The 21,677-nt window shown below is 64.5% G+C and carries 20 protein-coding genes; 11 read left to right on the top strand and 9 right to left on the bottom strand.

Annotated features, from left to right (window positions below; translation table 11 throughout):
• Positions 1 to 63: 63 nt before the first annotated feature.
• On the top strand, positions 64 to 1,542 hold the full coding sequence (locus ACXAF3_RS08390) for an alanine/glycine:cation symporter family protein (protein WP_475111843.1): 1,479 nt from the start codon (positions 64 to 66) through the stop codon (positions 1,540 to 1,542).
• Between the two features lie 117 nt (positions 1,543 to 1,659).
• Here ACXAF3_RS08390 and ACXAF3_RS08395 read toward each other — a convergent pair whose 3' ends face one another.
• The 4 genes from ACXAF3_RS08395 to ACXAF3_RS08410 form a co-directional block, all read right to left on the bottom strand.
• On the bottom strand, positions 1,660 to 2,040 hold the full coding sequence (locus ACXAF3_RS08395; protein WP_475111844.1) for a SirB2 family protein: 381 nt from the start codon (positions 2,038 to 2,040) through the stop codon (positions 1,660 to 1,662).
• Positions 2,041 to 2,048: 8 nt separating this feature from the next.
• Positions 2,049 to 4,055 carry an acetyl/propionyl/methylcrotonyl-CoA carboxylase subunit alpha gene (locus ACXAF3_RS08400; protein ID WP_475111845.1) on the bottom strand — a complete coding sequence of 669 codons (2,007 nt, stop codon included), beginning with the start codon at positions 4,053 to 4,055 and terminating at the stop codon, positions 2,049 to 2,051.
• A gap of 145 nt (positions 4,056 to 4,200) precedes the next feature.
• The gene (locus tag ACXAF3_RS08405) at positions 4,201 to 5,367 is read right to left on the bottom strand and encodes an acyl-CoA dehydrogenase family protein (RefSeq protein ID WP_475111846.1); all 1,167 of its coding nucleotides are present in this window, start codon (positions 5,365 to 5,367) and stop codon (positions 4,201 to 4,203) included.
• 66 nt (positions 5,368 to 5,433) lie between these two features.
• The gene (locus tag ACXAF3_RS08410; RefSeq protein ID WP_475111847.1) at positions 5,434 to 7,041 is read right to left on the bottom strand and encodes an acyl-CoA carboxylase subunit beta; all 1,608 of its coding nucleotides are present in this window, start codon (positions 7,039 to 7,041) and stop codon (positions 5,434 to 5,436) included.
• Positions 7,042 to 7,174: 133 nt separating this feature from the next.
• Between ACXAF3_RS08410 and ACXAF3_RS08415 the strand changes: the two genes are divergently transcribed.
• Both ACXAF3_RS08415 and ACXAF3_RS08420 read left to right on the top strand, forming a co-directional pair.
• Entirely contained in the window at positions 7,175 to 7,822 is a 648-nt protein-coding gene (locus ACXAF3_RS08415) for a TetR/AcrR family transcriptional regulator (RefSeq protein ID WP_475111848.1), read from the top strand.
• A gap of 218 nt (positions 7,823 to 8,040) precedes the next feature.
• The gene (locus tag ACXAF3_RS08420) at positions 8,041 to 10,503 is read left to right on the top strand and encodes a hypothetical protein (RefSeq protein ID WP_475111849.1); all 2,463 of its coding nucleotides are present in this window, start codon (positions 8,041 to 8,043) and stop codon (positions 10,501 to 10,503) included.
• A gap of 277 nt (positions 10,504 to 10,780) precedes the next feature.
• On the opposite strand, the gene yciH is transcribed toward ACXAF3_RS08420, so the two are convergent.
• Entirely contained in the window at positions 10,781 to 11,104 is a 324-nt protein-coding gene (gene yciH, locus ACXAF3_RS08425) for a stress response translation initiation inhibitor YciH (protein ID WP_475111850.1), read from the bottom strand.
• Between the two features lie 165 nt (positions 11,105 to 11,269).
• On the opposite strand from yciH, the gene ACXAF3_RS08430 reads away from it, so the two are divergent.
• A complete protein-coding gene (locus ACXAF3_RS08430; protein ID WP_475111851.1) occupies positions 11,270 to 12,097 on the top strand; it encodes an ion transporter in 828 nt (275 codons plus the stop codon).
• Between the two features lie 16 nt (positions 12,098 to 12,113).
• Here ACXAF3_RS08430 and ACXAF3_RS08435 read toward each other — a convergent pair whose 3' ends face one another.
• The gene (locus ACXAF3_RS08435; RefSeq protein WP_475111852.1) at positions 12,114 to 12,578 is read right to left on the bottom strand and encodes a PaaI family thioesterase; all 465 of its coding nucleotides are present in this window, start codon (positions 12,576 to 12,578) and stop codon (positions 12,114 to 12,116) included.
• A gap of 126 nt (positions 12,579 to 12,704) precedes the next feature.
• Here ACXAF3_RS08435 and ACXAF3_RS08440 point away from each other — a divergent pair, with 126 nt between their 5' ends.
• From ACXAF3_RS08440 to ACXAF3_RS08470, 7 genes are all read left to right on the top strand, one after another.
• Complete coding sequence (locus ACXAF3_RS08440; protein ID WP_475111853.1) at positions 12,705 to 13,850, top strand: serine hydrolase domain-containing protein; 1,146 nt, start codon at positions 12,705 to 12,707, stop codon at positions 13,848 to 13,850.
• Complete coding sequence (locus tag ACXAF3_RS08445) at positions 13,850 to 14,074, top strand: SlyX family protein (RefSeq protein WP_475111854.1); 225 nt, start codon at positions 13,850 to 13,852, stop codon at positions 14,072 to 14,074. Before ACXAF3_RS08440 ends, ACXAF3_RS08445 begins: the two co-directional genes overlap by 1 nt.
• Before the next feature lie 603 nt (positions 14,075 to 14,677).
• Complete coding sequence (locus ACXAF3_RS08450; protein WP_475111855.1) at positions 14,678 to 15,328, top strand: YiaD family glycine zipper/OmpA-like lipoprotein; 651 nt, start codon at positions 14,678 to 14,680, stop codon at positions 15,326 to 15,328.
• A 290-nt stretch (positions 15,329 to 15,618) separates the two neighbouring features.
• Entirely contained in the window at positions 15,619 to 16,110 is a 492-nt protein-coding gene (locus ACXAF3_RS08455; protein ID WP_475111856.1) for a hypothetical protein, read from the top strand.
• 396 nt (positions 16,111 to 16,506) lie between these two features.
• On the top strand, positions 16,507 to 16,971 hold the full coding sequence (locus ACXAF3_RS08460) for a hypothetical protein (RefSeq protein WP_475111857.1): 465 nt from the start codon (positions 16,507 to 16,509) through the stop codon (positions 16,969 to 16,971).
• Between the two features lie 63 nt (positions 16,972 to 17,034).
• Positions 17,035 to 17,403, top strand: coding sequence for a SpoIIAA family protein (locus ACXAF3_RS08465; protein WP_475111858.1), 369 nt, complete (start codon positions 17,035 to 17,037; stop codon positions 17,401 to 17,403).
• Between the two features lie 36 nt (positions 17,404 to 17,439).
• Positions 17,440 to 18,243, top strand: a complete 804-nt coding sequence (locus tag ACXAF3_RS08470; RefSeq protein WP_475111859.1) for a class I SAM-dependent methyltransferase — start codon at positions 17,440 to 17,442, stop codon at positions 18,241 to 18,243.
• A 73-nt stretch (positions 18,244 to 18,316) separates the two neighbouring features.
• Here ACXAF3_RS08470 and ACXAF3_RS08475 read toward each other — a convergent pair whose 3' ends face one another.
• The 3 genes from ACXAF3_RS08475 to cmoA all read right to left on the bottom strand — a co-directional run bounded on the left by ACXAF3_RS08475 (position 18,317) and on the right by cmoA (position 21,627).
• Positions 18,317 to 19,702 carry an L-serine ammonia-lyase gene (locus tag ACXAF3_RS08475; protein WP_475111860.1) on the bottom strand — a complete coding sequence of 462 codons (1,386 nt, stop codon included), beginning with the start codon at positions 19,700 to 19,702 and terminating at the stop codon, positions 18,317 to 18,319.
• A gap of 195 nt (positions 19,703 to 19,897) precedes the next feature.
• Positions 19,898 to 20,875: a tRNA 5-methoxyuridine(34)/uridine 5-oxyacetic acid(34) synthase CmoB gene (gene cmoB, locus ACXAF3_RS08480; protein WP_475111861.1), complete on the bottom strand. Its 978-nt coding sequence runs from the start codon at positions 20,873 to 20,875 to the stop codon at positions 19,898 to 19,900.
• A gap of 8 nt (positions 20,876 to 20,883) precedes the next feature.
• On the bottom strand, positions 20,884 to 21,627 hold the full coding sequence (gene cmoA / locus ACXAF3_RS08485; RefSeq protein WP_475111862.1) for a carboxy-S-adenosyl-L-methionine synthase CmoA: 744 nt from the start codon (positions 21,625 to 21,627) through the stop codon (positions 20,884 to 20,886).
• Positions 21,628 to 21,677: the final 50 nt, after the last annotated feature.

Here is a 21,677-nt window from a genome sequence, read left to right on the forward strand (position 1 = left end):
GGCTTGTCTCAGAAGGCTTTTACGCGTCATGAGGGGAGTCAAAAAAATCTATACGGAGTGCACATGCAGGCCTTACTCGATACCCTCGGCGGCTTTATCGGCTGGGGCAACGCGATTACCTGGGGTGGTATAGGTGGCATCTGGTGGCTCGGAATACTGGTGGCGGGCCTGCTGCCGGCCGGTATCTATTTCACTTGGCACAGCCGCTTTATCCAGTTTCGCCACTTCGGACATATGCTCGCGGTGATGAAGCGCAGTTTCCGCAAGGAACACTACGATTCCGTGTCCTCCTTCCAGGCGTTCGCCACCAGCGCCGCGGCCCGGGTCGGTACCGGCAATATCGCCGGAGTGGCGGTGGCCATTACTGCCGGCGGGCCGGGTGCGGTCTTCTGGATGTGGGTGGTGGCCTGGGTGGGCATGGCCACCAGTTTCGTGGAGAACACGCTGGCGCAGACCTTCAAGGAACGCGGCGAGGAACACGGTACTTTTCGCGGCGGCCCCGCCTACTACATCGAGAAGGGGCTCGGCAAACGGTGGAAATGGCTGGCGGTGCTCTTCTCCGTCTTTCTGGTGATCTGCTTTGGGTTCTTTTTCAACGCGGTGCAATCCAACGCGATGGCGGAGGCCATCAGTGGCGCCTGGGGCGTGAATCCGCTGCTGGTGGGGCTGGTGGTGGCGCTGCTTGCGGCGATCATCGTCTTCGGCGGCATCCACTCCATCGGGCGCTTCGCCGGAATCGTCGTGCCCTTTATGGCCCTGGCCTATCTGGCCGTGGCCTTCGCCGTGATACTGATGAATCTGGGCGAGCTGCCGAAGGTTTTGGCGGAAATATTCGGCAACGCCTTCGGTTATGAAGAGGCGGGAGCCGGCGCGTTCGGCGCGGTGGTCGCCAATGGCATCAAGCGCGGCCTGTTTTCCAACGAGGCGGGTATGGGGTCGTCCCCGAACGTGGGCGCCGCGGCGGATGTCAAACACCCGGCGGTGCAGGGCTATGTGCAGATGGCCTCGGTATTTCTCGATACCATCCTGATCTGCACCGCCACCGCGGCGATCATACTGCTGGCGGATGTGCATATGGTCGGCAATATCGAGGGCGTGACCCTGACCCAGGATGCGCTGGCCAGCGAGGTGGGTGCCTGGGGCGGCAGCTTCGTGGCCGTGGCGCTGCTTTTCTTCGCTTTTACCTCGATTATCGCCAACTACTACTACGCGGAAACCAATATCTTTTACCTGTGGCATTCGCGCCTGTCGATTTTCTGTTACCGGCTGCTCTACATCGCCTTTATTCTGTTCGGGGCCTGGGTCGCCTACAGCGGCAGTTCGGACAATTTTGCGCTGCTGTGGAATATGGCCGATATGTCCATGGGCTTTATGGCCTCGGCAAACCTGCTGGCGATACTGCTGCTGTCGGGGGTGGCCTTCAAGGTGCTGGGAGACTACGAGGCACAGCGGGCGAAGGGCATCGAAGAGCCGGTTTTCGATGCGCGCCAGTATGATATCGGCGGTATAGAGCACGATGTCTGGGACGGCGACGCGCGCTGACTTTGCGGGCTGGTTTGGCACGGCCGTGTGCCGTCGAGTGAAGTGCGGGCGACAGGCAAATAGTTCGGGGCCAAAGGCGCCGAGATAGCGGCCGGACCGAACTATTTGATTCCCAGGTCAATGGAAAATCTGCGGTTTCTGTATCGCCAGGTAGAAGATCAGCGCCACCTGCAGCAGAGCGCAGGCGAAAGCAATAAGCCGCGGGCGCAGGCGCAGCGACTGGCGAAGCGCGATCACACCGGCTGCGATATAACCCAGCAACAGCACTATCTTGGCTGCGAGCCAGGGGTATCGCAGCGGATTCCAGCCGCCGATGAACGCCAGTGCGACGGCGGCGCCCAGCAGCAGCGTGTCGTTCAGGTGCGGCACCCAGCGCAGCGGTGTCCGCCGCCACCCTGTGCGCCCGAAAAAATCCAGAAGCACGCGCAGTACGAATAGCGAAACCGTCAGTACCGCGCAGGTGATGTGAATGAGCTTGATGGTCGGGTAGTCGAGCATCGCGTTTCTCAGGTTTCGCTCGCAGCCGGGTCTCTATCGGCGACTGCGGCCCCGATCTCTATCTGCGCCAGCAGCTGGCCGCCGCGCACCTGTTCGCCGGCGGCGGCCGCCAGCTTAGTGACGGTGCCGTCGCAATCGGCTTTGAGCGGGTGCTCCATCTTCATCGCCTCCATCACCGCGAGTGTCTCCCCGCGGCGCACGCGCTGTCCGGCGCCGACGAGTATTTCCACTACACAGCCGTCCATCGGCGCGGTGATCCGGCCGCTGCCGGCACTGTCGGCGCTGCTCGCCGGCGCCTGGGTGATATCCCGCAGCTGCCACTGGCGCCCGCCCCACAGCAGCTGGAGGATATCGCCGGTGCGGATAAACGCCTGGTTTCTGCGCACGCCGTCGACGGTCAGGCGCGCGCGCCGCTGCGCATACTGCTCCAGCTCGATATGGAAATCCCGCCCGTCCAGGGTCGCGAGGTATTCGTTTCCGCCCCGGCAGCTGAGGTGGCAGTCGAAGGTGCGCGTTTCACAGCGCAGGCGGTAGTGTAGCGGAAGGCTGTTGTCGCCGCTGCGCCAGTTGGCGCGCCCGCTGCGGCGGTCGGCCGCGCTCAGCTGGCACTGGTGATTCAGTACCGCGGCCACGGCGAGCATCTCCGCTTCCGGCTCAGGCGCCTCGATTTGCGGAAACGCGTTTTCCAGGAATCCGGTATCGGTGCGGCCGGCGCCGAATTGCGGATGCTGCAGCAGCTGCTGCAGAAAGTGGATATTGTTCGCGGGCCCGATAAATTCCATCGCGTCGAGCGCGCGCAGCAGGCGCCGCCGCGCCTCCTCCCGGTCCCGGCCCCAGGCGATCAGCTTGCCGAGCATCGGGTCGTAGAAGGGCGGGATTTCGAGCCCCGCGCGTATCCCGTGGTCTATGCGGACGCCCTCGGCGCGCGGCTGTCGCCAGTGGAGGACGGGGCCGGACTGGGGCAGAAACTGGTTTTCCGGATCCTCCGCGCAGAGGCGCACCTCGATGGCGTGGCCGCGCCGCTGCACCTGGGCCTGCGCAACCGGCAGCGGCTCGCCGCGGGCCACCGCCAACTGCCAGGCGACCAGGTCGTAGCCGGTCACCATTTCGGTCACCGGGTGCTCCACCTGCAGGCGGGTGTTCATCTCCAGAAAGTAGAAATCGCCCTGGCCGTCGAGCAGGAATTCCACGGTGCCGGCGCCGACATAATGGCAGGCCCGGGCCGCGCGCACGGCGGCGGCGCCCATCCGCTCGCGCAATTGCGCATCCACCGCCGGCGACGGCGACTCCTCGACGATCTTCTGGTGGCGCCGTTGGATAGAGCAGTCGCGCTCGCCGAGGTGAATGACATTGCCACGGCTGTCGGCGAACACCTGTATCTCGATATGGCGCGCGTCGGTCAGCGCCTTTTCCAGAATAATTTCGTCGCTGCCGAAGGCACTCAGCGCCTCGCTGCGCGCCGAACGCAGCTGTGCCGGAAAGCTGTGCGCATCCCGCACCAGGCGCATGCCGCGCCCGCCGCCGCCGTCGGCGGCCTTGATCATCAGCGGGAAGCCGATGCGCCGCGCTTCCGCTGCCAGGGCGTCGTCGTCCCGCCCGTCCCGGGAGACGCCGGGGATACAGGGCACGCCGGCGGCGGCAACAAACGCCTTGGCCTTGCGCTTGTTGCCCATCAGTTCGATCACCTCCGCCGAGGGGCCGATAAATTGCAGTCCGTTCACCGCACAGGCGCGGGCGAATTCGGCATTCTCGGCCAGGAAACCGTAACCGGGGTGCACGGCGGTCGCGCCGGAATCTCTTGCCGCGGCAATGATCCGCCCGATATCCAGGTAGGACTCCGCCGCTGTCTGGCCGCCGATGGCGACGGCGCGGTCGGCGTGGCGCGCGTGCGGTGCGTCGCGGTCGGCGTCGCTGTAGATGGCGACGGTGCTGTAACCCTCGTTGCGGGCGCTGCGCAAAATACGCAGGGCGATTTCACCGCGGTTGGCGACGAGCAGGGTAGGGGGTGTGGTCATCGGCACTGCCACTCCGGGGATCTCTTCTCTTGCAGCAGCTTTTCGGCCATCTGCCGGTTGACTGCGTTGTGTTGCACCGGCCCGTTCAGGGGGGCCGACTGAGCGGTAGCGCGCCTCCTGGCAATGAATGTGTGCATAGGTGTCCTCAGCGACCGGATTGATGTCTGCGCGGCAGTATGCCCATCAGTTTGCAGATAATGCCCAGCATGACCTCGTCGGCGCCGCCGCCGATGGCGGTCAGGCGGCAGTCGCGATAGGCGCGGTTGACCGCCGTCTCTTCGATGTAGCCCATGCCGCCCCAGAACTGCAGGCACTGGTCGGGAATGCGGCGGGACAGGCGCCCGGCCTTGAGCTTGGCCATGGAGGCGAGGGTGGTGACGTCCTCGCCGCGCACATAGTCTTCCACCGCGCGCCAGGTCAGCGCGCGCAGGCACTCCACTTCGGTCTGCATCTCCGCCAGCGCGAAGTGCACCGTCTGGTTGTCGAGCAGCGGCGCGTCGAAGGTGCGGCGCTCGCGCGCATAGTCGATGGTGGCGGCGACGCAGTTCTCCAGGCCGCGGATGGTGAGCGCAGCGCCGGCCAGGCGCTCCTCCTGGAACTGCAGCATCTGCAGCAGAAAGCCGGCGCCCTCGTCGCCGATGCGATGGCTCCGGGGCACCCGCACATTGTCGAAAAATACCGGCGCGGTTTCCGAGGAGCGCATCCCCAGTTTGTCCAGCTTTTCGCCGACGCGCACGCCGGGAGATTTGGCCGGGATGATCAGCAGGGACTTGTTTTTGTGGGGCTTGCCGTCGCCGGTGTTGACCAGGGTGCAGAAGAAATCCGCGCAGGGCGCGTTGGTGATCCACATCTTGCTGCCGTTGACGATATAGTCGCCGCGATCGGCCACCGCGGTGGTTTTGATCGCGGCCACGTCGGAGCCGGCGCCGGGTTCGGACACCGCGATGGCGCCGACCATCTCGCCGCGGACCGCGGGGGCGAGGAACTGTTCGCGCAGCGCGTCGCTGGCGAAATTGGCCAATGCCGGTGTGCACATGGCGGTCTGCACCGCGATGGAAAGCGGCACGCCGCCACAGTGGGCCGCGCCCAGCTCTTCGAGAAACACCGCCTCGTAGCTGAAGTCCAGCCCGAGACCGCCGTAGTGCGGGGGTTTGCTGATGCCGAGCAGCCCAAGCGCGCCAAGCCTGCGGAATATTTCACGGATCGGAAAGGCGCCGGCCTTCTCCCATTCGGGTATGTGGGGGTTGATTTCCTGCTGCACGAAATGGCGCACTGTGCGCTGCAGCTCCCGGTGTTCGTCGCTGAGTAACATTATTTTTATTCCCGTTGACCTGATCCGTGTGATTTGCGCGCGACCCCGGCCGTTTCCGCGGCGATCTCAGAAGCGCGCCACGCCGAAGCTGTTTTTCCTCGGTGCCGACCGTTCCGCCTCGCGGCAGATCTCCAGCAGCAGGCCCAGCAGCTTGCGCGTATCGCGCGGGTCTATGATGCCGTCGTCCCACAGGCGCGCGCTGCAGGCGATGGCATCGGCGCTGCCTTCCATAAAGGCGGCGGTATCGGCTTCCAGCTTGTCCAGGGCCGCCTCGTCCACCCGGCCGGCGCGCCGCATCTTTTGTTCCGTGACAATGCGCAGCACCCTGCCGGCCTGGGCCGCGCCCATAACGGCGGTGCGCGCGTTCGGCCAGGCAAAGATAAAGCGCGGATCGAAGCCGCGGCCACACATGGCGTAGTTGCCGGCGCCGTAGGAGCCGCCGACCACGATGCTGATTTTCGGCACCGTGGCGTTGGCTACCGCCTGGATCAGTTTCGAGCCCTGTTTGATGATGCCGTCCTGCTCCACTTCAGTGCCCACCATAAAACCGGTGGTGTTGTGCAGAAATAGCAGCGGCGTGCCGCTCTGTTCGCACAGCTGGATAAACTGCGCGGCCTTGCCGGCGCCGCGGGGGGTAATGGGGCCGTTGTTGCCGATGACGCCGAGCGGAAAGCCCTCGATGCGGATGTGGCCACAGAATGTCTGGCGGTCGTACTCCGGTTTGAAATCCAGCAGTGCGGAGCCGTCGGCGATGCGCGCAAGTATCTCGCGTACGTCGTAGGGTTTTTTGCTGTCTGCGGGTATCAGTCCCAGCAGTTCGTCGATGGGATAGCGCGGCTCGGGGTAGGTCCGCGCCTGCGGGTCGGGATCTGGGCGCGGCAGGCTGGCGACTATCTCCCGCGCGATGCGGATGCCGTCGGCGTCGTTTTCCGCGAGGTAGTCACCGCTGCCGGACTGGCGGCAGTGCATTTCCGCCCCGCCCAGACGCTCCTCGTCGGCGACCTCGCCGGTGGCGGCCAGTAGCAGCGGTGGGCCGGCCAGGTACATGCCGGTCTGGCCCCGCACCATTACCACATAGTCGGACAGACCGGGCTGATAGGCGCCGCCGGCGGTGGCGCCGCCGTGAACCACGGTGATCTGGGGGATGCCCGCCGCCGAGAGGCGGGCCTGGTTGGCAAAGCCGCGGCCGCCGGGGGCGAAGGTCTCGGCGGCGTACATCAGGTTGGCGCCGCCGCTCTGCGCCAGGGTGACGAACGGCAGGCGGTTTTCCAGCGCGATCTGCTGCATACGCAGGGCCTTTTCCATACCGGCCGGGGAGATGGTTCCGCCTTTCACCGCGTAGTTGTCGACCCGGATCATGCAGCGCCGGCCGGAAACCTGACCTATACCGCAGATAGCACCGCCGCCGGCACCGCTGCCGTCCCGGTCGTCGTAGAGCTTGTAGCCGGCCAGTGCGCACAGCTCGACAAAGGGCGCGCCCGGGTCCAGCAGCCGGTTGAGGCGCTCCCTCGGCAGCAGCCAGCCGCGCTGCCGGTAGCGTTCGGACTTCTGCCGCTCCGCCGCGACTGGCTGCTGTTCGGCGGCGCGAAACAGCGCGATCTTCTCGAGCATGGCCGCGCGGTTGTCGTTGAACTCTGCCGAGCGGCTGTCCAACTGGGATTCGATGGGTTGCATCAGCGATTGTCCTCTCCGATCGCTCGCGGGAACTTGCGCCGGCGAAGTCGAAAGCGCAGAATGTGATAACGCTACCAAGCAAGCGCTTGGTATTCAATAGTTGCATGGTAGGCTTTCGGACGAGGGGACTGAGGTGCAGAAATCCGCGCAGGCGCCAGCAGGGCATGGGGAAGCGCCGTCGCCGCGGCAATTGATCGCGGCGCTGGTGGAAGAGGGATTGCTGACGGCCCCCGATTCTCCCCGCGGGCGGCTGCTGAACGCGGCGGCCCGGCTGTTTGAACAGAAGGGCTTTGCCCGCACCACGGTGCGGGATATCGCCGCCGAAGTGGGGATACTCTCCGGCAGTATCTTTCACCACTTCTCCAGCAAGGAGGAGATACTCTGCCGCGTTATGCAGGAGGTGACCGTGTACGCCCGCGCGCGTATGGCCAGCGCGGTGGCGCGGGCGGACTCGCCGCGGGAGCGGTTGCGCGCCTGTATTCTCTGCGAACTGGAGGCCATACACGGGCTCGCCGTGCCCGGTTTCTCGATACTGGTGGTGGAGTGGCGCAGCCTGTCGCCGGCGAGCCAGAAACTGGTGCTGCGCCAGCGGCAGGATTACGAGCAGATCTGGCTCGAGGCCATCGCCGCCGCCGGTTGCGCCGGCGGCGACCCGGCGCTGACGCGCCGCCTGCTGCTCGGGGCCCTGAGCCATACCCACAGCTGGTTCAAGCCGCGCGGCCGCGGGCTCTCCCTGGCGGAGCTGGCCGATCGGGTGCTGCAGGTGTTCGCCCCGCAATAGACTTGTGTGACCGGTTGCGCTTCTCAGTTTTTCTGTGCGCCCTGCCGCCCTTTGCATCAACCCCCCCTCCACCGCGCCCCTGGTGAGAACCAGTGCGCACCGCGCACCCTGGGTTTCTTTTAGTCTCCCGCCTCCAAACATCCGACATGTGACACTGGATGTCACATTTAACCCGGCAACTTTTCGTTGTCGGGCTAGTAATTGACAGGAGCGCTCAAGTGTCCGGCCAGGAAAAGTTTCAGCTGGTTTCCACGGGTAAGACCCTGCGTGGCAAGACGGCGGAGGCAGTGCTGCAGGAAGCGGCGAAGGCGTTTTCCCTCCCGCTGCCCCAGGCGCGTAGGCTGATGGTCAAGGGCTGGGTGATCAAGGACCGGCTGACCTCGCAACAGGTAGTCGAATACCGCTCCCGCCTGCAAACGATCGGGCTGCGGGTGGAGGTCTTCCCCGCGGGCAAGTTCGACAACCGCGCCCTGATCGCCAAGTTGCAGTTCGCGCAGAAACGCCGCGCCCGGTCGGGCGGCGCCGCCACAGCGAGTGCGCCGCCCGCGGAAAAAAAGGGTGGCGAGGGGACGGCCGGGGCCCGCGCCCAACTGGCGGCGCTGTTCGGTGACCTGCAGCCGTCGCTGGGCGAGAGCGTGGCCGGGCGGGTTCAGCTGATGCTGGGGTTCCTGCCCGCGGCCCTGGTACCGGCTCTGTTTCTGTCGCTGTTGTGCCTGTGCGGCTACGCGACCGCGCGGGCCCTGTGGCAGATCCTTTTGGCTTTCTTCGACGGCGCGCCCGGTTTTGTCGGCTTGGCTGTAAACACGCTCTCGATAGCGCTGGCCGGGTTTGTCGCCGCGCTGCTGGCACTGCCTTTTTTCTCCTCCCGGCGCCTGTATCCCGTCGAGCCGGGCGCTAAGGCACTGGACGCCGCCGACGCCCGAGGACTGCACCTGCTGCTGGAGCTGCTGGCGGAAAAAACGCAGCTGCCGTCAGTGGAGCGGATTTACGTTACCGCGGGTGTGGAGGTCGTTTCCGATCCGGGCCTGGCGGAGATAGTCCGCCAGCGCCTGCCGCTCAGCATCGGCCTGGGCGCGGTGCTGTCCCTGGACGGCCGCGAACTGCTCGCCCTGGTGGCGCGGGCACTGGGCACCTATCGCGGCAGGCTCGGTGGCATTGTCGCGTGGCTGGTGCTGGATACCGCCGACCGCCTGCAGCGGATGCAGTGGGCGCTGGAAAACGAGCGCAGTATCCTCTGTGCAAGCGGCGAGGCGAGCGGCCTGCAAAAACCCCTGCACGCGCTGCTGTGCCGTTGCGGCAGGCCGGCGCTGGCCCTGGTGGATCGCCTGTTTCTGTTGCACAGGGCGCTCACCGCGCCGGTTGCGCGGCGGATCGAGCGGCGCGGTGACGCCTGGGCCGCGCAGTTGCTCGGCAGCGGGGGCTTTGTCGCCTTTGCGGAGAAGTGGCACCAGCTGGTGTACGCGGAGCTGATGGTGGGGGAAATCAACCGCGAGGCCGCGGTCGCCGGCCAGCGCCTGCGGGACTACCCCGATGCGGTGCGCTGGATGCGCTGCAGCCTGGATCGGGAGATTCGCTCCAATATCGAGCTGGCGATGGCGCAGCCCGGGGACCCTTGGGACCGAACACAGGCGGCGGACAGCGAGCGGATTGCCCGGGCAGAGGCATTGGCACTGGAGCCGCTGCTGCAGCGGGCCTTCTCCGCGCGCAAACTGTTCGACGACCTGGAGGGGCTGAGCGATGCCGTCAGTGCGGCGGTGGCCGGCGAGGGCTGCCGGGCGGTGGAGAACTCCCTGCTGCTGTGCGCGAGTCAGGAGGTCGAGCAGGCGGCGAAAATCGTCGGAGATTACTTTAACCAATTGCCGCCGCGTTTCTTCCTGCCGATGGAAGCGCCCGCCGGGGAAGAGCTGCGGTCGCTGGACCTGCAGGGCGCAATAGACTGGCTGCGCGGTAAACTGGTGGAGCTGCGCGATCTGAACCAGCGCCTGCAAAACCTGCGCCGCAGCGGTGCCGTCATGCGGCTGGGGGCGGGACTCGTCCGGGCACAGGAAAAAATTCAGCCGCAGGCGTATTCCCTCAGCGGCGCGACACCGGCGGCCGCGGACGAGAGCATCCGCGACAATCGCGCGCGCCGCGCGGAGGCACAGGAGCAGGTCCGGCAGATCTTCCGCGTCTTCTATCTGCGCGTCCGCCGCGCACTGGAATCCCTGCCGGCCGGCGAGCGGGAGGCGTCGGGCAAACTGCTCGACGGGCTGGCGGCCTACAGCGCTCTGGAGCCGCGCCTGGAAAAACTCGAGCACTACACGGATATTCTCGGGCTGATGATCGACCGCTTGTCGCTGGCGGAAGGGCAGCGGGCGCTTGTGCAGAAATACTTTGCGCTGGCCGCCCAGGAGCTGGAGGGGGTTTTCTCCGCGGTGCATGAATCGGAGCCGCTGCGCAAGCTGGCCCTGGCAGACGCTCTTCGGGAGCGGGGCGCAGGATCTCCCGCGCCCGAGCTGCCGGTGCAGCGCCAGGAGCTGGTGGACGCGCTGCAGGCAATGGAACTGAAATGCAAGAGCGCCGCAGCCGCTATTGTGGAACACTACCGCATCCAGCTGGCGAAACTGCTAAAGATCTGTTTAAAGCGGGAGCGGGCGCTGAATGTGAAACCCCTGCGCTTGATTCGGGTGGATGGTCAGTAATACTTTTTCAACTAGGGAACCTCTGAATAATTCCGCGATACCTCTGGCTTGCAGAGCGGTTCACAATCAAGGCGCGGCTTCGCAGGAATGTCTAGACCTTTCAAGAAGCCGCAACGCAGAGTGTGAATCGCTCTGCAAGCCCCGCAGGGCGGGGCCTGAAGGCCGCATCTGCGGCGTTGCAGCTCTTGCAAAGGGCTGGGCCATTCGCGGCGAGCTGCGCCTAACAGCTGCAGCCTTCAGGTCCCGCAGAGGCATTGCGGAATTATTCAGAGGTTCCCTAGCCACCGGCCAGCTTCACCCTGTGGCCCTTGGCCTCGAGCAGCGTCTTGATTTCGTCGCGCTTGTCGCCCTGAATTTCGATCACACCGTCCTTGAGGGCGCCGCCGCAACCGCAGCGCTTTTTCATCTCTGCGAGCAACAGCTTCAGTTCCGCATCGGTGCCCGGCAGGCCGCGCACACAGGTCACGCCTTTGCCTTTACGGCCCTTGGTTTCCCGCTGAATGCGCACTATGCCGTCGCCGGTGCGGCGGCTTTCCTGTTGCGGCTCTTCTTTTATCCTGCCGCGATCGGTTGAGTAGACCAGGCGATTTTCTCTTTTCATGGCAGATTCTGTCGGCTGTGCAATCCGGGCGCGCTAGGGAACCTCTGAAAGCCAGAGACATTACGGACTTAATCAGAGGTTCCCTAGATTACAGGGAAAGGGCCGCGGCTGTCATCTGGCGGTATCACCGGGCTGGCGTTATAGTCGCTATTTTCTGGAGGGATCATGGCTCTGACCGGCAGGCGCAAGTGGCTCAACGAAGTGATCTTTGGCACCGATACCCCTGCGGGTCGGGGTTTCGATGTCGTTTTGATCTGGGCCATTCTGATCAGCGTCGCGCTGGTTATGCTGGCGTCGGTGGAGCAGATTGCCGGCCATTACGGCGAGTGGCTGTTTGCCCTCGAGTGGCTGTTTACCGCTCTGTTTACCGTCGAATACCTGCTGCGGATCTACTGCGCGGTAAATCGCCGCTCCTATATTTTCAGTTTCTACGGCATCGTCGACCTGCTGGCGATTCTGCCCAGCTACCTCGCGCTGTTGTATACCGGCGCCAGCTACCTGCTGGTTATCCGCCTGCTGCGTGTGCTGCGTATATTCCGCATTCTCAAGCTGGTGCGCTATCTGCGCGATGCGAACCTCTTGTTGCGCAGCCTCGGGCTGGCGCGGCGCAAGATACTGGTCTTCTACGCCAGCGTGCTGGTGATGTGCGTTATCTTCGGGGCGCTGATGTTTCTGGTCGAGGGGCCCGTGCACGGGTTTACCAGTATTCCGAAGAGCATCTACTGGGCGATAGTGACCATCACCACCGTGGGCTACGGAGATATATCGCCGCAGACCCCCGTGGGGCAGGGGATCGCCGCCCTGACCATGCTGATCGGCTATTCGATCATCGCCGTGCCCACCGGCATAGTGACCGCGGAGCTGGCCTCGGAGTTGCGCCACGAGCGCACCCTGCACCGCTGCGACAACTGCAGCCGCGCCGGCCACGACCGGGATGCCGAGTACTGCAAGCACTGCGGTTACAAGCTGGCGGATCCGGAGATGCCGGACTGACGCCGGCGGGGCGCGGCTACCAGTTGTCGGGCACCCGCACCGCAACCACTTCGGCCGTGGCGCAGATCCGTCCGCCACTGCTGAGGCTGCAGTGCAGCAGCGTCTTCCGCTCGCTGCGCTCGAGGATGCTCGCCTCGAGGATGGCGGGGCTGTCGATGGCCGCCGGTGCGCGGTAGCGCACATCCAGCTTGCCGGTCGCGTACCATATCTTGTCCCCAGTGCCCACCTCGCGGCCGGCCTGGAGGTAGCCATCGGCAATGGCCGTGCAGATGGTGTGGCAGTCGATCACCGTGGCGATGATTCCGCCGTTCAAGTACTGGAGCGGGCCGGCGCTGTGGTGGGGCTGCGGCACAAACTCGCAGCGGGTCTTGTCCGCGCCGTTCCAGTAGCTCTTGATCCGCAGTCCGCGCTCGTTGTCGGGCCCGCAGCCGAAGCAGTGGTTGCCGGGTATCTGGTCCTGGATTGCCTTCTGCTCTGTCATAAGTACTCCCCTCTGGCTGGCGCCATGCTAACGATTTGTTCCTGTCAGGGGAAGGAAGCGGTGTATCGCCATTTGGCGCGAAGCATTACACTACTGCGCCTCGAATTTCCTGCTGGACGGAGACTCATGGATATCTACGGCTTTTGCGCTCCCGGCTTTGAGGCGCTTTACGACAGCTTTGCGCGCAACTTCCGCGAATGTGGCGACACCGGCGCGGCCTTTGCGGTGCGCCAGCACGGCGAACTGATCGTGTCCCTGTGGGCGGGCAGCGCGGACCGGGGGGGCGAAACCCCCTATACCGAAGATACCCTGGCGAATGTGTTTTCCTCCTCCAAGGGGGTGCTGGCCCTGCTGGCGCTGCAGCAGGTGGCGGCCGGCAACCTGGATCTGGACCGCCCGGTGGCCGACTACTGGCCGGAATTTGCCGCCGGCGGCAAGGCGCAGGTGACGGCCAGGCAGCTGCTGTGCCACCGCGCCGGCCTGGTGGCCTTCCGGGAAAAGGTCGCCGATGGCCTGATCTACGACTGGGCCGGCGCCTGCGCCCGGACCGCGGCCGAGGAGCCCTGGTGGGCGCCGGGCAGCCGCCAGGGCTACGCCCCGTTTTTGTACGGCTGGAGTCTCGGCGGCCTGCTGGAGCGGGTCTCGTCCACGCCGCTGGCGGAACTTTACCGCCAGGGGCTGGCCAAACCCCTCGATCTGGACGGGGGCTTCGGCGCCCTCGGCCATAGATCGACCCGTATCGCCGATGTGGGCCCGCTGAAGCAGCCGCTGCCGGAGCTGCGCGAGAATGCCGTCGGCCGGGCGATCAAAGAGGACCGCAAGGGGCCCGTGGCCATGGCCTTTACCAACCCTGTGAGCCTGATGATGGGCACCAACAGCCCCGAGTGGCGCGGCGCGCTGATCCCCGCTGCCAACGGCCATTTCAGCGCCCGCGACCTGGCGGCGGTCTACGGGGATCTGGCGCTGGACGTGCCCTCGCTCCTGCCGGCGGAGCTGGTGCAGGAGGCAACGCGCGAGCAGAGTCACGGGCGCGATGCGGTGCTGCAGGCGGAGGTGAGTTTCGGCTGCGGGTTTATCCGCAGCGGCAGGGCGGCGGATCTGCGCTTTGGCGGCGAGCGGGGCTTCGGCCATCCCGGCGCCGGTGGCAGTGTCGGCTTTGCCGACCCGGAGCGGGGCATTGGCTGCGGCTATGTGACCACGCGGCTGGGGCAAAGCCTGTTTATGGACCGGCGCTCGGTGAGCCTGGTGGAACATCTATATAGGTTGCTGTAATGGAACGGAAACTGGCGGAGCTGACCGCGCGGGTGGAGGAACTGGAAAGCCGCCTGGCGTTTCAGGAGGACACCCTGTCCCAGCTCAACGATGTGATCGCTACCCAGGACGCCAATATCCGCGCCCTGATGGCGCGCCTGCGCGAACTGGGGGACAAGTACCAGGACCTGGCCTTCGAGATGCGGGGCGACGCGGGTGGGAATGAAAAGCCGCCCCACTATTAAATGACCGTATTCCCGGTGCCCGGTCACGCCCGTAGCGGGACTCAGTTAGCACCACCGTGCACTAATGTCTGACGGTGCATTTGCGCAAGCCCCTAATCAGAAATTTTTCTAAAAAATTTATGCGCGGCCCGCCAGTCAACTATTGACAAATTTTTTCCACATGTCGATCCGGGCCTCGCGCAGCCTGTGGGCGCATGCCAAAAATTGGTACGCAAAATTTCGAAATACTTGTAACTCTTTGTTTTTTAAGGGGAAAATGCAGGAGTTTAAAAAGTGCGCAAATTGCTGGGGGCAAGAGTCTGCGCCGCCTGGCGCCGCCTTTTACCACTTCATGCACAGAGTTATCCACAGAACTTGTGGAAGACCGCCGGGGTGGTCGGTGCAGCCGGAGCAACTGCGGCCGCAGGTTCCTCCGGCCACAAATGTGGAGCAGACGGTAGACCTGCCCGGGGATTCGCCCTAGGCTTCGGTACCCATAAAGAGGGGGCCGATTCAGCTGCCAGTCAGCTGCAGCTGGCAATACTTTCACCCAATTCGCGGAGCCAAATTGGCGCGCCGCGCGTTTAACACCCGTTCATCGACAATGCGTTAGGAGAACCTTACATGAAAAAATGGGTAGCAATTCTCGCACTGGGCTCACTGGTAGGTTGTACCACCCTCGATCCCTATACAGGGCAGAGCAAGACCAGTAATGCGGCCAAGGGCGCCGGTGCCGGTGCCGTGGCCGGGGCCATCATCGGTGCGGCTACCGCGAGCAAGAAGGACCGCAAGAAGGGCGCCATTACCGGTGCCGTCGGGGGCGCGGCCATCGGCGGTGGCATCGGCTACTACATGGACCGCCAGGAAATGGCCCTGCGCCAGCGCCTGGAGGGAACGGGTGTCAGGGTGCAGCGCGAGGGTGACAATATCCGCCTGATTATGCCGGGCAATATCACCTTTGCCACCGACCGCGCGGAGATCCGCACCGACTTCTACGACACCCTGGATTCGGTTGTCCTCGTACTGAAGGAATTCGACCAGACTGCGATCCGCGTCAGTGGCCACACCGACAGCACCGGCTCTGACGTCTACAACCAGACTCTGAGTGAGCGCCGCGCCAACTCCGTCGCCAGCTTCTTCACCGGCCGCGGTGTTGCCGCCGGCCGCGTACAGGCGGTGGGTTACGGCGAGCGCTACCCGATCGCCAGCAATGACTCGGAAGCCGGCCGCCAGGCCAACCGCCGCGTGGAATTGGAGTTGCTGCCCCTCAAATAATATGAGACAAAACGGCATGGATGCCGTTTTGCGCAGCCGCAGGCTGCCCGAAGGGCGAGGGCCAGGATGGCCCGAGCCACTAAACGGCATGGATGCCGTTTTGCGCAGCCGCAGGCTGCCCGAAGGGCGAGGGCCAGGATGGCCCGAGCCACTAAACGGCATGAACGCCGTTTTGCATTCGGGACACAGCAAAAGGGCACCTCGGTGCCCTTTTTATTGGGTGGCAAAACGGCACGGGGCGTTTACTCCCCTCGGGAATGACCCTGTGTTTCGAAAAATGGAGAGTTCGCGTGGCCACAATCGGGAAAACAACAAGCCCCTGGTGCAATGCACTGATCTTCGGTTTTTTAGCCGCCTGTATTTCGACAGCCGGTGCGCAAGAAGCGCCGTCCGGCGAAGGGCGGGACGCCGCGCGCTATGGCGCCGAGGATAGCCTCGCACAGCGGTACGCGCAGGCGGACCTGGTGGCCCAGGTACAGGTGACCGGTATTCACAGGGATATCGACAACGCCCTGTCAGAGCCGGGTATGGTTGCGATTTCCGGTTATGTCTACTCCGGCGTATCCCGCCGCCTGTGGAAAGGCCGGGCCAACCGCCTGATCGCCTTCCGCGTGGCGCTCGAGTCCTGCGACAGAAAGCTGAAAAAGGGCGAGCACTACCTGATCTTTGCCCGCGCAGACAGTTACGGCCGCCTGCAGCTGCACAGTTGCGAAGCGGCCGTGGCCGAACCGGATGCGGCGCCGCTACTGGCGCGCCTGGAACAGTTCGACAAGCAGGGTTGAGTCTCTCCCGCTATTCCCGCCCGCCGGGGCGGCGCCAATGTCACCGCAGCTCCGCGCCATTTTCCCTCCGAGCCGTCCCGCAGCCTCCTTTTTTAAAACTTCAGGTTCTAGCCGGAGCTTTGTATACAGCAATCCGAACTGGCTGAGAGGAACAATGTTCCTTGAAGAACCCCAATGGCGAGTTATTCTTATCAATGTTGGCGTCGCCTTCTTCCGCGGCTTTTCCAACTGCGGAGAACGCCTTGGCGCCAAGAGGCTAGGGTAGGGCATGTTGTCGTCACGAATCCGCCGGGCCAGGGGAAAACTTTATGCTTCCCGCCCGGCCCGTTACAACGCTGTAGGCCCTGCGAGCGATGTCTCCATTTACGAAACAGCCTGGGGTCCAGAGGTGGGTTTATGAAAAAGCTACTGCTTCCGCTGATAATTCTGCTGCTGATTATCGGTTACTTCATGTCGCGCGGCGGCGATCACGAGGCCAAGGACGCCTACGATTCGCTCGAGCAGCCGAAGAGTGAACAGATGGACGATACGACGACACCGCCCGACGACACCGGCACCCCGCCGGATGGCATGGGCACGCCGGATACCCAGATGCCGCAGGAGTCCGATGAGACGGATACGACTCCGCCCGGCACTTCCGATGACTCCAGCCTGAGGGACAAGGCTGAGGACGCGGCGAAAGATGTCGGCGAGGCCGTCGGCGGTGCTGCGGAGAAAGCCGGTGAAACCGTCGAGGAGGCCGCGAAGAAAGCCGGCGAGGCGATAGAGGACGCCGGCGACGCGACCAAGAAGGCCGCCGAAGATGCCGCCGACAAGGTGCGCGGAGAGGACTCCGACAGTGACGACGGTTCGCAGAACTGATATTCGGGTAATCGCTGACGAGAGAACGGAAGCCGCTGTACCCAGCGGCTTCCGGCGTTTTTTATGATCGATCACAAATGGCACCGGGGACACCGCATACTCGAGGTGCAGCCGCTGGGGCCGCTGTCGGAAGAGGACTTCCATTCACTGGAGGCGCAGGTCGATCCTGTGATCAGTGAGCACGGGCGGCTGGCCGGCCTGCTGATCAACGCGGAGAACTTTGCCGGCTGGGAAAATTTTGTCGCACTGGTATCCCACTGCCGCTTTATCCGCGACCACCAGAAACACATCCACAAGATAGCGGTGGTTTCCGATCACACGCTGCTCGGTTTTATGCCGCGTCTTGTCGACCACTTCGTCAGCGCGGAGGTCCGCCCATTCGGGTCGGGCGACTATCGGCAGGCGCTAGATTGGCTCGGCCAGCCGGGTTAGCATCCCGCCCGAATTTGGAAACCTGCTGGAAGAATAGTGAGTGACGCATTGGCGGTCGTTGCCGACGCGGCCGAACACCTGTCCGCGGCCCGCGCGCTGGCGCGTGAACTGGATATCCCCTGCCTGGACTGCCGCGATATAGAGAGGATCGAAGACCCGGCCTATGTGCTGAAAGTCGGCGGGCAGCTGCAGCTCTGCGCGACCGGACGCAAGGCGCCGGGACCGGTCTTTGTGGATTTTGTCGGTGGCGCACTGGCGCACCGGCGCAAGTACGGCGGCGGTAAGGGGCAGCAGATCGCCAGGGCGGTCGGCCTGCGCGGCGGTTTCTACCCGCGGGTGCTGGACGCCACCGCGGGACTGGGGCGGGATGCCTTCGTGCTGGCCTCACTCGGCTGCGAGGTGCAGATGCTGGAGCGCAACCCGGTCGTGCGCGCCCTGCTGCGCGACGGGCTGCGGCGCCTGCGCGAGGCCGCAGTGGAAGACGGCGAACTGGCCGCAATCGCCGCCCGCCTGACACTGGAGGAGGAGGGCGGCTCGGCGGTCGAATGGCTGGCGCGGCAGGCGGCGGAATCGCTGCCGGTGGTTTACCTGGATCCGATGTTTCCCGAGCGCGGCAAGAGCGCCAAGGTCAAGAAGGAGATGGCGGCTTTCCACCGGCTGGTCGGCGGCGACGAGGACGCGGACCAACTGCTGGCGCCCGCCTATGCGGCCTGCTATTTCCGCACCGTGGTCAAGCGGCCGCGGCTCGCCCCCTTTCTGGCCGGCCGCAAGCCGGCGCTTTCTCTGGAGGGCAAGTCCGGGCGTTTCGATATCTACACCAAGCACGGCGTGCCCGCTTGACAGGGCCTGCCCTAAAAAGGCTTCGAGAGTTTCAACGGGCCGGCCTGCCCGACAGGGCAGGCCGGCACCGGCATCAGCAGTTGACCGCGTTGACGGCCAGGCCGCCGAGTGAGGTTTCCTTGTATTTGCTCTGCATATCGATGCCCGTCTGGCGCATCGTCTCGATGACGCTGTCGAGCGGCACTATGTGTGCGCCGTCGCCGCGCAGGGCCAGGCGCGCGGCGTTGATGGCCTTGACCGCGCCCATGGTGTTGCGCTCGATGCAGGGCACCTGCACCAGGCCGCCGATCGGGTCGCAGGTCAGGCCCAGGTTGTGCTCCATGCCGATTTCCGCGGCGTTTTCTATCTGCTGATTGCTGCCGCCCTGTACCGCGGCCAGCCCGGCGGAGGCCATGGAGCAGGCCACGCCTATCTCGCCCTGGCAGCCGACTTCCGCCGCGGATATGGAGGCGTTTTTCTTGAACAGCATGCCGATGGCGCCGGCGGTGAGCAGGAATTTCACCACCTGGTCTTTCAGTTCGCCATGCTCCTTCGGGTCGTGCACGAACTGCACATAGTAGGCGATCACCGCCGGAATCACGCCGGCCGCGCCGTTGGTGGGTGCGGTGACGATGCGCCCGCGCGCCGCGTTTTCCTCGTTGACCGCCAGCGCGAACAGGCTGACCCAGTCGAGGATCGCCAGGCCGTGATTGCGCTCTTCTTCACTCTGCTTGCTCAGCTCGCGGTAGAGCTCCGCCGCGCGTCGGCGCACCTTCAGGCCGCCGGGCAGAATACCCTGCTGGCGACAGCCGCGCTGGATGGACGCGTCCATCACTTCCCAGATGCGCCACAGCTGGTCTTTCACTTCCCGCTCACTGCGAAATGCCTTTTCGTTCTCCATCGCCAGTTCGGCGATACTCCAGCCGTGCCGATCGCAGATTTCCATCAGCTGTTTGGCGGAACTGAAATCGTAGGGGAGCAGGGTGGCGATCTGTTCCCGGTGCGCGAAGTCGTCCTCCGACAGCACGAAGCCGCCGCCGATGGAGAAATAGCTGCGCTCGAACAGCAGCTCCCCGCCGGCGTAGGCCTGGCAGGTCATGCCGTTGGCGTGCTGCGGCAGGAACTCGTCGTTGTGGAACACCAGGTCGCGGGCGCGAACGAATTCGATATTGTGGTCGGTATTCAGCCGGAGCCGTTGCTCCCGCTCGATGGCCGCCATCTTGTCGTCGATGCTGTCCACGTCGATGGTGTCCGGCGCCTCGCCGAGCAGCCCCATCAGCACCGCCATGTCGGTGCCGTGGCCGATACCGGTCAGGGCCAGGGAGCCGTACAGGTGCACCTGTACCCGGTCGGTTTCGCGCAGCTGGTTGCGCTCTCGGAGGTCCTGTACAAACTGGCGCGCGGCGACCATGGGCCCCACGGTGTGGGAGCTGGACGGGCCGACGCCGATCTTGAAGAGTTCGAATACGCTAATGCTCATGGAATCATTCTGACTCGGGTTCGCCGCAGAGACGGCCGAAGCCGCTACCGCGAAGGATAGTATTGCACCAATAGGGGGCGAACTTTGCCGATGCAGGCGCAACAATCAAGATGGCACTGGCGATTCCGCACAAAATTCTATCCGCTTGCGGTTTGGCGGAATTAATGGCCCTTTGCGCCGCGGGCGTAATAGATGCTACGGCACATTCGCGACCAGTACGGCGCGTTTGGGCGCGGGGTGACCTTCGATGGTTTTGTCGGGGGCATCGGGATCGAGGAAATCCGCCAGGGACTCGAAACGCATCCACTCGGTGCGGCGCTGTTCGCCGAAGCTGGTGCTGTTCAGATCCACCGTTGTCGGCTTCTCGAAGCCGCACTTGCGCAGCCAGCTCTCCAGCGTGGCGCAGCTGGGAATAAACCAGACGTTGCGCATCTTGGCGTAGCGACCCTCGGGCACGAGACAGTCACCCAGATCGCCGTCGATCACCAGGGTCTCCAACACCAGCTGGCCGCCGGGGCGCAGCGTGCCGCGCAGCTCGCGCAGGTGATCCATCGGCGAGCGGCGGTGGTAGAGAACGCCCATGGACAAGGTGGTGTCGAAAGCCTGCAGATTGGGGGGCAGGGCCTCGATGCCCAGCGGCAGCAGGTCCACCGGTTTCTCCGCGCCGAGGTATTTTTTCAGCGCGTAGAACTGGGCCACATACTTGGCCGAGGGGTCTATACCGATCACGCGCCGGGCACCGGCGCCGAGGGCGCGCCAGCAGTGGTAGCCGTTGCCGCAGCCGACATCCAGTACCAGCCGGTTGTGCAGCGGTTCCAGGTGTGGCAGCACCCGCTCCCACTTCCAGTCCGAGCGCCACTCGGTGTCGATATACAGGCCGAACACCTCCCACGGGCCTTTGCGCCAGGGGTGCAGTCTGCGCAGCTGACTCTCCAGCTGCGCGCGTTGCCCGTCGCTGGCATCTCCGGCGCAGCCGATGCGCACCTGCTCCGCGAGGTCGATCGCGGACGGGGTTATATCCGGCAGGGCGTCCAGCGCGGCGCGCCAGTCCGGCAGGTCGCCCCAGCGGTGCGGGCTGAGGCCCGCGGCCACCTGCTGCGGCAGCTGCGCCAACCACGGGCGCAGGGCGGGGATATGCTGCAGATCGGCGTAGAGTCGGGTGTAGTCAATCACGGTTGCAGTTACTTCCCGGCGGTTCCCTTGATCGCGATCAGGGAGGCAAAGTTAAAACACTGGAACCAGACATCGACGCTGGTAAATCCGACTGCCTTGAGGCGCTCGCGGTGGGTGTCCAGCGTTTCCGGAATCAGCACATTTTCCAGTGCAGTGCGTTTCTGCGCGATTTCCAGCTCGCTGTAGCCGTTGGCGCGCTTGAAGTTGTGGTGCAGCTCGATCATCAGCTCGCGGTGGTCCGGATCCGTGAAGTCGACCTTCTCGGAGATGATCAGGATACCGCCGGGGCGCAGGCCGTCGTGGATCTTCTGCGCTATGGCCAGACGCTGCGCCACCGGAATAAATTGCAGGGTGAAGTTCAGCACCACCACCGACGCGTTTTCGATGGGCACATTCTGCAAATCGTCGCAGACGAGTTGCACCGGGATCTGGCCGCTGTCCGCCGCCAGTACCATGCGCGCCTGGTCGATCATCGCCTGCGAGTTGTCCACGGCGATGATCTCGCAGTCCGCCGCCGCTATGCGGTGGCGCATGGAGAGGGTGGCTGCGCACAGGGAGCTGCCCAGGTCGTAGCAGCGGCTGCCGGCCTGGGCGTAGCGTTCCGCCAGGGTCCCGATCATCGCCACTATGGTGGTGTAGCCGGGCACCGAGCGCTGGATCATATCCGGGAAGACCTCGACCACAGACTGGTCGAACTTGAAGCCGGCCACTTCGCCGAGCGGGTTTGCGTAGATATTGTCTTGTTTGCTCATCTTCGAGTCGTCAAAAAAATGGCTCGCAGCTCTGTAGGAGCGGCCCATGG

The organism is Microbulbifer sp. ABF4_143 (assembly GCF_056160225.1).